Here is a 10,344-nt window from a genome sequence, read left to right on the forward strand (position 1 = left end):
TGTTCCCTGCCTCTAAGAGTAATTTCAAAAATCAAATACTAGTCCTATATGCAAGTCCAGCTAATCACTTATGATTATCCCCTCATCTTTGCGTCAGCCTAAACGATTAGTCTTTAGCAGACATGATATCACTGAGGCTTAAATCGAACTCGTAACCCATCTTTAGGACGATTAGGAATTCCCATTGTATCTAAACTTTGATTGGGTAAGATTTCCCAATCATAGCTACGTAGAAGGTGAGCTGCGATAATCTTCATTTCCATTTTGGCAAAAGCTATGCCAATACACACGCGTGGCCCACCGCCAAAACCAACTAAACTAAAAGGATACTGCTTGTGTTCTTGACGCTGGGGACTGAAGCGGTCAGGATCGAAAAGCTCTGGCTGAGAATAAATTTCTGGGAGGCGATGAGTAAATGCGATCGCATAGTATAATTGCCAACCAGCAGGAACATAAAAGCCTTTAAATTCAAATTCTTTAACAACACCACGAAATCCCGCACCAACTGACGGACGTAGCCTTTCAACTTCCCATAAAATTTGGTCTAAATAAGGCATTTGCCCCAGTTGTTCCAAAGTTAAAGAATTAACATCAGCAAATTTCAGTTGTTCTTCCCTAGCGCGTTGCAGTACCTCTGGATGACGAGCTAATTCTAAACACAACCAAGTTAACATCGTGGTTGTGGTGTCGTGTCCGGCAAAAAGTAGTAGTACTGCTTGGGCGATGAGTTCTTGTTCGCTGAGACTGTTACCATCTTCATCTCTAGCTTGCATTAACAAACTCAGAACATCTTTGGTTGGGTTTTGCTGGCGTTCTCTAACAACCTTAGTTACATGCTCTAAAATTTGATTACGGGCTGCTAGGGCTTTACCAAATTTGGTAAATGGTAAAGGCAATGGATTAATAGCAAATAACCCACTTGATAGGGTTGTAAACAAATTGCTCACGCGCCTAGCTTCAACACCAGGAGGCGTACCCAATAATAATTGACTTGCAATATCAAACGTCAGTTGTTTAAACTCCCCAAACCAGGTAAGCTCCTGCTGCTTTTCCCACTTTTGCAGATAACTACGTGTGATATCTTCCATAGTAGCAACGTAATTTACCAACGCTGGTCCGTGCAACGCCGGCATCATCAAGCGGCGATTTCTGCGATGTTCCTTTCCGTCTTGCAAAAAAAGTGATTCGCCCAACAAAATTTTGAAATTAGCAGGCCATCCCTCGCGCCAAGAAAAATTCTCCATATGGCTTGACAAAACGAACTCTAACGCCTCTGGCCCTACCATTACCACAGTTGGTCTGCCAAAAATATGAGTTTTGAAGATAGGCCCAAACTCGCGATAGCGCTTTTTACTAAAGTCGCGGTCAAAAAAAAAGGAAAGTGTTTCACCTAATACAGGTAGACCAAAGCTTCCAGGAGGAATTTGATGATTTTTCATATATTTAATTTAATTACTTCATCAAAAAAGTCATTTTAACCTGCAATTACAGCGCTTTTCATTTAAATGAGGCACATTATTCTAGCCTCTAGTCTTTCTTCCTTATCAACATCTACTTTACTCAACTGAGAAGCGCTGTATTAATATTCAGAAAAATTTCATCGCCGATGAAATCGAACTCGCAACCCATCTTTCGGGTGATTTGTGGGCAACTGCACGGAATCCAAACTTTGGTTAGGCAATATTTCCCAATCATAGTTGCGTAGGAGATGGGAAGCCACTATTTTCATTTCCATTTTGGCAAAAGCTATACCGATACAAACACGGGGGCCACCGCCGAAACCAACTAGACTCAAAGGATATTTTTTGTGTTCTTGCCGTTGAGGGCTGAAACGTTCAGGCTCAAAACGGTCTGGCTGAGAATAAATTTCTTCAATTTGGTGAGTAGTTCTAATTGAATAAAATAGTTGCCAACCAGCAGGTACATGAAAACCTTTAAATTCAAAGTCTTTAATAACACCACGAAACCCACCGCCCACAGATTGATATAATCTTTCAACTTCCCATAAAACCTGTTCTAAATAAGGCATTTTTCCTAATTGTTCTAAATCCAAATTCCCCTTACTTGCAAGTTGTAATTGTTCTTCCCTAGCCTTTTCCAGGATTTCTGGATGACGGGCTAATTCTGTACATAACCAAGTCAGCATAGAAGTAGTTGTTTCATGTCCAGCAAAAAGTAACAGCAGCGCTTGGGCTACGAGTTCCTTTTCACTTAAACTGTTACCATCTTCATCTCTAGCTTGGATTAACAAACTCAGAGCATCCTTGGTTGGATTTTGTTGGCGTTCTCGGACAATTTGAGTTATCTGCTCTAAAACTTGATTACGAGCGGCTAAAGCTTTGCCAAATTTTGTAAACGGTAAAGGCAAGGGATTAATTGCAAACAGTCCATTGGTTAAAGTTCCAAACAACTTGCTCAGGCGCGCACCTTCGGGACCAGGAGGCGTACCCAATAACAATTGACTAGCAATATCAAACGTTAATAGTTTAAACTCCTTAAACCAGGTAAACTCCTGCTGCTTCTCCCACTTTTGCAGATAACTACGTGTGATATCTTCCATAGTGGCGACATAATTTACCAATGCTGGACCATGCAACGCCGGCATCATCAAACGGCGATTTCTGCGATGTTCCTCTCCATCTTGCAAAAAAAGCGATTCACCAAGCAATATCTTGAAATTAGCAGGCCATCCCTCGCGCCAAGAAAAATTTTCCATATGGCTTGACAAAACGAACTCTAAAGCTTCTGGCCCCACCATCACCACAGTTGGTCTGCCAAGAATATGAGTTTTGAAGATAGACCCATGCTGTCGATAGCGCTTTTTAACAAAGTCTGGGTTAAGAACAAAAGAAAGTGTTTCACCTAATATAGGTAGACCAAAGCTTCCAGGAGGAATTTGATTATTTTTCATACGTTGACTTGTTACAAAAGTTATTTAAACAATATCTCAATGTCAGCAAATTCACGAATCATGGCACGTAGTTTGTCTCCTGCATGGTAACGCAAGAGCAAAAATCCTTGGTTTTGTAAGGTTTCACAAAGCCCTCAACTCTAGCTACACCTAAATTTATCAAACCGTTAAAAATATTGTTTGTGATTTTTGTTGATGAGAGTAAGGCAGTCGTTAGCAACAAACAAAACTATATTCCAAAAAGTAAATACATCTCAAAGTTTTACTGCTAAAAAAGGAAAAATTACTAGTCCTATAGTAAAATTTTTGCCCAAGAATTTTTCTTGATAGCTGAAGTTGAAATAGGCATTGCCCAATCAAGCGATGATTTAGCAATGCCAGAATTTATTATTATCTTTTACTGTGTCCCAATTTTTTAGATATCAATGGGTTAACTATCTCAAGTATTTGCTGTACTATCTTTGGTGCAAGCAATACAATAAGCACTCCATAGGTTATGGCACCCAACAATATGCAAACAGCTAATAATGTTTGTAAGTTTATGAGGTTTTTCAGGAAGTGTCTAGCCGCAAAAATTACAACTGTCATACCCAGGACTCCAGTTAATGGAATCACATACTGCCGCAGATAAACAATCAATTTTATACCAATTAATTTACGAATTAACCACAGATCTACAGGCGTCAATAAGTAACTGCGAATCACATAAACTGCTGCAACAGCTACAATTCCCCAGTGTACAGCAATTGCAAAACCGATAACATTTGCTACGGAGTGCATAAAGTTTAACTTCAGTTTCCAAGCCGGTTTACCCATCGCTGTGATTACAGTACCGTTGAAGTAGGTAACTGAATGAACAATACCAATAAAAGCAAGTATTTGCATCACTGGAATACTTGGCAACCATTGTTCTCCGAACAAAACTCTTACTAATTCGGGTGCTAATGCTGCCATACCCAAAAATGCTGGAAAAGAAATCAGACTTGTAAGTTGCGTTACCTGATAAAAAGCATTTTTCAACTTTTCAGGTTCTTGCTGTAACCTAGAAAATGCAGGTATCGCTACCTGATTGATCACGCCAGTTAATAACTGTGTAATTATTAAGAGCAAGCGATAAGCGACGGAGTAATAACCCAAAGCAACTGGGCCTAGATAATAACTAATTAATAAGTCATCAGATCTGCGATTAACAAAGTTGAGTATTTGGGTTCCAACTACATTAATACCAAAAGAAAATAATTCATGAAAATGCCTTTGAGAAAACTTGAATCTTGGTCGCCAATTGCTGGCCGACCAGAGAACTACAACCTTAGCCAAACCATTTACTAACTGCTGACTAACTAGACTCCAAACACCAAAGCCCATAAAAGCCATTGTCACGCCAACCACACCACCTAAACATACTGCTACCAGTTCGCGTATCGCTAGGGGTTTGAAATCAAGATTGCGTTGAAAAATTGCTTCCTGAGTACTACTCAGGGAAATAATTACAAAACTGAGAGATAACCAACGAATGATTGGTGTTAACTCCGGTTGAGAAAAAAAGTTGGCAACCAATCCAGCCGCTGCAATACTCAAAGCCGTCATTACCAAGCCGATGACAAAGTTAGTCCAAAAGGCTGTATCGAGATGTTCTGGTTCCAGTTCCTTTCGTTGGATGATCGCTACAGAAAATCCTTGGTCAAGAAAAATACCTACGAATGCCAGGAATATAGTAGCTGAAGCAACTAAACCAAAAGTCTCAGGCCCAAGCAGACGAGCAAGCAGCGCAAAAACAACAAAGGCGATCGCTTGGCGTCCCCAATTTTGAATTGCAGACCAAAATACACCTTTTAACGCCTTCTGTCGAAAATTCGATGATTCTTTAGGTGGTTCCATTGGGTAAGTCTCTAAAAAAAATTAATTCCTTCTGCTTGTATTTGGTATGGCTACAGGTATGGTGGTGATTTTTTTGAGCAAAAAACTGTTACTGCAATGAACTCAATCCTTTCAAACAAGGCTTGTTAGAGAAATCGAATCAAAAAAATACCCAAACGTTGCTTTCGCCCCAAGGCGAAAGCGCCAGAAATATAGTTGATAGGCAATAATATTGTCGATTCGGCTGGGCATTTTTATTGGCAAGTGTCTTAAAAGACATTGTTCCTAACAATACCCTATTATGATTGTGGATACTTCCTAACCGGAATTATAAACTCCAAACTTCACCAACTATCAAACCGTCATCAATAAAGTACAAAGTTAAATATATTACATAAAGTGCTTTTTTATTCATGAGATTTAAGTATATTGCCCACACTGTAGTCATCCTAACGCATAAAGACTTACGAACTGAAGTCTGAAACTGACGCAACTGCAAGAATTGAAGAACAATTCACAAGTCAGAATTCACGAGTCAAGGCGGAAAGTTCCGTCTACCGCCAGAATCAAGACAGTGGGGAATTTACGAGTAAGCCTTAAAAAGCGGGAAATACAGCAGTCCCTGGAAGGTGTTGCCTAATTGCAGTATGAATCCAGATGTAGAGACGTTCCAACACAACGTCTCTACAATAATTTTGATATATGCACAATCGTTTTGATACATGAAATCAGCAACGCCAATTAGCAAAGCAGGATGCAGCTTCTGAAAACTGTGAAATCAGGTATTTCCATCCCGGAATTTTTCCCTCTTAATATGGTCTGTTTGGACGCTATCCGGGGTTCAAAATTGAAGAAGTTTTTTTTGCCAACAGAGTTTAAAAAAAGTTAAAAAAAATAAAATTCGTACTATACTAAACAAAAGTTCAAATCTGTTAATAATCTTTAAAAATAAATGAAACAAGATATCTTGTCTCTTTTTCTGAACGCATATGCTACTAAATTAAGGCTAATGCGGATTTTTAACCATGCTCGCAATCAGCAAAATCGTTCTATTCTTATACTGCCTCCCAGCAATTTTGGTAGTATTGGCGATGAAGCTATGATTACTGGAATTATTGATTATTTCAAAGATAAAGGTGTAGAAAAAATTGGATTAATTTCCTGTAGTCTATCTCCTGATTGGAACAATTTTAAAACAGAATCTCAAAATTTAAAAATTGTTCATCACATCTTTAGCGATTCATGGAAACAGTGGTTTGAATTTATAAAACTAGCTAGCACTTATGACCAATTTTATTGTCTGGGTGCCGACGTAATGGATGGCAAGTATAGTGAGTACCGATCTGCCAGAAGAATCCAATGTGCTGCATTAGCTAAGCAAACAGGTACAGATAGTGCTATACTTGGCTTTAGCTTCAATGAAGAACCAACGGAAAAAGTAGTTGAAGCTTTTCAAAAATTACCTTTAGATATCAAGTTATACGCTCGAGATCCAATTTCACAGAATCGTCTGATTCAGAAATTAAAAAGACCAATAGAACTAGTCGCTGACTTAGCATTTCTCGTGCATCCTGCTAGTAATGATGGACATCTATCAGATGTATTGAAATGGATTAAAGACCAGAAAATCAGTCAACGGGTAGTTCTTGGAATCAACGCCAATTCTCAAATAATTTCCCAACCTGACGAGCAAGATATTAATAAAATAATTCACATCTATGTAGAGGCTTTAACTGAAATATATTCTCAAAATGATAACGTCAGCTTCATACTAGTTCCTCATGATTTTCGCCATCCTGACAAGAAGTCTAGTGATATTGGTTTATCTGAGGCAATCTGGCAAGATCTTCCGGCAGAAGTGCAGTATCATTGTTTGAGGCTACCTGCACAGTTTAGTGCTAGACAAATCAAATCTATAGCTGGGAATCTTGATATGGTACTGAGCGGTAGAATGCATTTTGCTATTGCCTGTTTGGGGCAAGGAACTCCTGTCGCTTGCATAACCTATCAAGGTAAATTTGAGGGGCTATTCAGACACTTTGAGCTAGAGGGAATGCTAATTAAACCTGAAGAGGCTCTTGAGGAGAGCAATCTAGGTAAATTAATCATTGCTTTGCTTGAGAAGCGAGATCATATCCGCAAAAATATTCAAAACAAACTTTCAAAAGTTCAGCAATTAGCGCAGGCTAATTTATACGATCAAGTTTAATTAGTAAGCTGCTCCACATTTAAATTGCATAATCAGGGCAGACAAAATGCTCACGCCACAAGACTTTCATCAAATTTAGATATGCGAATTAGATGTGGAACAGCTGATTACTCTCAAATTTTCACTTTAAAATAAATCTAAATCCGTTACCGCACCAACACTACTAGAAGATACCAACTTGGCATATTTCGCCAACACACCTTTTGTGTAACGTGGTGCAGGAGGTTGCCAATTAGCACGCCGACGAGCTAATTCTTCATCGGAGATATCTAACTGCAATAAACGAGCGGGTGCATCAATGGTAATGCGATCGCCTTCTTCCACAAGAGCGATCGCACCTCCAACTGCTGCTTCTGGTGCAACGTGACCAACTACCATACCATAAGTACCACCAGAAAAGCGTCCGTCAGTAATTAATCCCACAGCATCGCCCAAGCCAGCACCAATAATTGCGGAGGTGGGGGCCAACATTTCTCGCATTCCAGGGCCTCCCTTAGGGCCTTCGTAGCGAATTACCAAAATATCACCTGGTTGAATCTTACCCGCTAAAATCGCATCCAAGGAAGCTTCTTCGGATTCAAATACCCGTGCAGGCCCAGTAATTACTGGCTTTTTCACACCAGTAATTTTAGCTACAGCCCCTTCTGTTGCCAGATTACCTCTGAGAATAGCTAAATGTCCTTGGGCATACATCGGGTTGTTCCAAGGACGAATCACATCTTGGTTGGCTGCTGGTTCTTCTGGGATATCTGCTAATGTCTCTGCAATGGTTTGACCGCTGATGGTCAAGCAATCCCCATGTAGTAAACCATGTGTAAGTAGCATTTTCATCACTTGGGGAATGCCTCCAGCTTTGTGCAAGTCTGTAGCTACATATCTACCACTTGGTTTTAAATCACACAAAACGGGAACACGGGCGCGGATAGCTTCAAAGTCGTCTATAGTTAACTCTACCTCTGCGGCACGAGCGATCGCCAAGAAATGCAACACCGCATTTGTGGAACCACCCACCGCCATAATTACAGAAATGGCATTTTCGATAGATTTGCGGGTGATGATTTGTCGGGGTAAAATTTGTTTGCGAATAGCTTCGACTAAAACAAATGCCGATTTTTCTGTACTATCGGCTTTTTCGGCATCTTCCGCTGCCATTGTTGAGGAATAGGGCAAACTCATACCCAGCGCCTCGAAAGCAGAAGACATGGTGTTAGCCGTGAACATTCCACCACAGGAACCAGCGCCAGGACAAGCCCGACCTTCAACTTCTAATAATTCCTTTTCGTCAATTTTTCCAGCACTGTATTGACCAACAGCTTCAAAAGAACTGACAACAGTTAAATCGCGTCCGTTGTAGTGACCGGGTTTGATGGTGCCACCGTAAACAAAGATAGCTGGAATATTCATCCGAGCGATCGCCAGCATTGCTCCTGGCATATTTTTATCACAACCACCAATTGCCAACACCCCATCCATACTTTGTCCGGTACAGGCAGTTTCAATGGAATCAGCAATTACTTCCCGCGACACCAGGGAATATTTCATCCCTTCAGTTCCCATGGAAATGCCATCGCTAATGGTAATCGTCCCGAACACTTGCGGCATCGCCCCGGCAGATTTAATCCCAACTTCTGCCCTTTGCGCCAGTGTATTAATCCCCATATTACAGGGAGTGATTGTACTATAGCCATTGGCAATGCCCACAATGGCTTTGTTGAAATCTTCATCTTTAAAACCAACTGCACGCAGCATAGCTCGATTTGGCGATCGCTGCACCCCTTTGGTGACAATTTGGCTTCTCAAATTCTCCGACATCTTTTTTCCTTGTGTGCCATCATCGCTACAGTTGCGATTGTATTACCTGATTTTCTCATGCCTGGGGAGCGCGATCGATCCTGAGTAATTCTCGATGTTTCACCAAAAAAGTGTTGAGTAAGGAGTAGAGAAGATCAAAAAAGGGAGAAGCAAGCTAACCTCTCCCCCCGACTATTCAATTAACCTTACTTACAGCAGTTTCATTTATTTGAACCACATCTGTCGTAGGGGTACAGCATTGCTGTGCCCCTAGCGCGTGGTCTATTTACCTGAAAATAGCTGTAACTTAATTAAAGGATAATGTCGCTTCCAAGATTTCCTGCGGCTACAAATAGTGCTGGCGCTCCTGCGAGCTGAATATCGAACTCAGATTCCAAGCCGAAAACGAGATCGGTGTTAGCTCGAAGAATGCCTCCAATATAACTGACTTGGCCAACTGCGGTGAATAGGTTAGCCCCAATGAAAGTGAAGGCTTGGTTGCCTGCTAAAAATGGGTTAGCGTCAATGGTAGATAGATCGATTCGATCGCCTAATCCAGCGCCTAATCCAGCGAAGCCACTGATGACATCGCGCAACACACCAGGTTGACTCTCAGCAAGTGAGTTGAAGTCGAAAAGATCGTTACCTAAACCACCAGTGAGAAGATCGGTTCCATTACCACCAGTAATGGTATCGTTGCCAGCACCACCGTTAATGTTATCGTTGCCATTACCACCGGATAATACGTTATTTTGGCTGTCACCAACAATGTTGTCACCTGCATTTGTACCGATGACATTATCAAAGTTAACCGCAGTAAATGACAATGTTCCCAAACCAGGAACGTTATTTGCAGCCAAACTTTGGGTTTGCAGGTTAACAGTAATAGATACCCCAGGCAAAGATGCGGATGCATCTATGGTGTTATTGGCAACACTCGCATTTGCAATAACCTTTTCAACTTTAAAGAGTTGGTCTTGCCCGAATCCCCCTGCTTTTTGAACGGTTCCGACACCTGACAAAGTGATTTGACCTAGTTGACTGTAGTCTGCGGTATCTATGCCATCTCCACCATTAATGTTGTCATTACCTTGACTGCCTTTGAATGTGTCAGTACCAGCGCCGCCATTGAGGCTATCGTTGCCACCACCACCATCAATGCTGTCGTTGCCATTGCCTCCATTGATGGTGTCATTGCCACTACCACCAAAGATTGTATCGTTACCATCCAACCCAGAGAGTACATTATTAGCACTGTTGCCGTTGATAACGTTATTACGGGCGTTGCCTGTGCCGTTAATTGCTGCCAACCCTGTCAAAGTTAGGTTCTCCAAGTTAGCACTCAAAGTGTAACTAACTGAAGACTGTACAGTGTCTACACCGCCCAAAGCATCACCAAATACTTCGGTAGCGATATCCCCAATGTTGTCTACGATGTAGAGGTCATCGTTGTCACCACCGTCTAAACTGTCAGCACCTGTGCCGCCATTTACGGTGTCGTTGCCATTGCCACCAAAGATTGTATCGTTACCATCCAACCCAAAGAGGCTATTATTGGCACTGTTGCCGTTGATGA

6 protein-coding genes are annotated in these 10,344 nt (G+C 41.2%); 1 reads left to right on the plus strand and 5 read right to left on the minus strand.

The features are described 5' to 3' along the window. Nucleotides 1–128: 128 nt before the first annotated feature. From RMY63_RS30990 to RMY63_RS31000, 3 genes are all read right to left on the minus strand, one after another. Complete coding sequence (locus RMY63_RS30990) at nucleotides 129–1,439, minus strand: cytochrome P450 (RefSeq protein ID WP_322732363.1); 1,311 nt, start codon at nucleotides 1,437–1,439, stop codon at nucleotides 129–131. A 158-nt stretch (nucleotides 1,440–1,597) separates the two neighbouring features. Continuing rightward, nucleotides 1,598–2,911 (minus strand): cytochrome P450, encoded by a 1,314-nt coding sequence (locus RMY63_RS30995; protein ID WP_322732364.1) that lies wholly within the window; start codon nucleotides 2,909–2,911, stop codon nucleotides 1,598–1,600. Nucleotides 2,912–3,301: 390 nt separating this feature from the next. Beyond that, a complete protein-coding gene (locus tag RMY63_RS31000; protein ID WP_322732365.1) occupies nucleotides 3,302–4,789 on the minus strand; it encodes an MOP flippase family protein in 1,488 nt (495 codons plus the stop codon). Nucleotides 4,790–5,720: 931 nt separating this feature from the next. On the opposite strand from RMY63_RS31000, the gene RMY63_RS31005 reads away from it, so the two are divergent. Further along, entirely contained in the window at nucleotides 5,721–6,977 is a 1,257-nt protein-coding gene (locus RMY63_RS31005) for a polysaccharide pyruvyl transferase family protein (protein WP_322732366.1), read from the plus strand. Nucleotides 6,978–7,103: 126 nt separating this feature from the next. Here RMY63_RS31005 and ilvD read toward each other — a convergent pair whose 3' ends face one another. Further along, nucleotides 7,104–8,789 (minus strand): dihydroxy-acid dehydratase, encoded by a 1,686-nt coding sequence (gene ilvD, locus RMY63_RS31010; protein ID WP_322732367.1) that lies wholly within the window; start codon nucleotides 8,787–8,789, stop codon nucleotides 7,104–7,106. A 290-nt stretch (nucleotides 8,790–9,079) separates the two neighbouring features. Continuing rightward, nucleotides 9,080–10,344, minus strand: a 1,265-nt coding sequence (locus tag RMY63_RS31015) for a calcium-binding protein (protein ID WP_322732371.1), incomplete at its 5' end; no start/stop codon positions are given.

The sequence above is a fragment of the Nostoc sp. ChiQUE01b genome, from assembly GCF_034531255.1.
Taxonomy (GTDB): Bacteria; Cyanobacteriota; Cyanobacteriia; order Cyanobacteriales; family Nostocaceae; genus Nostoc.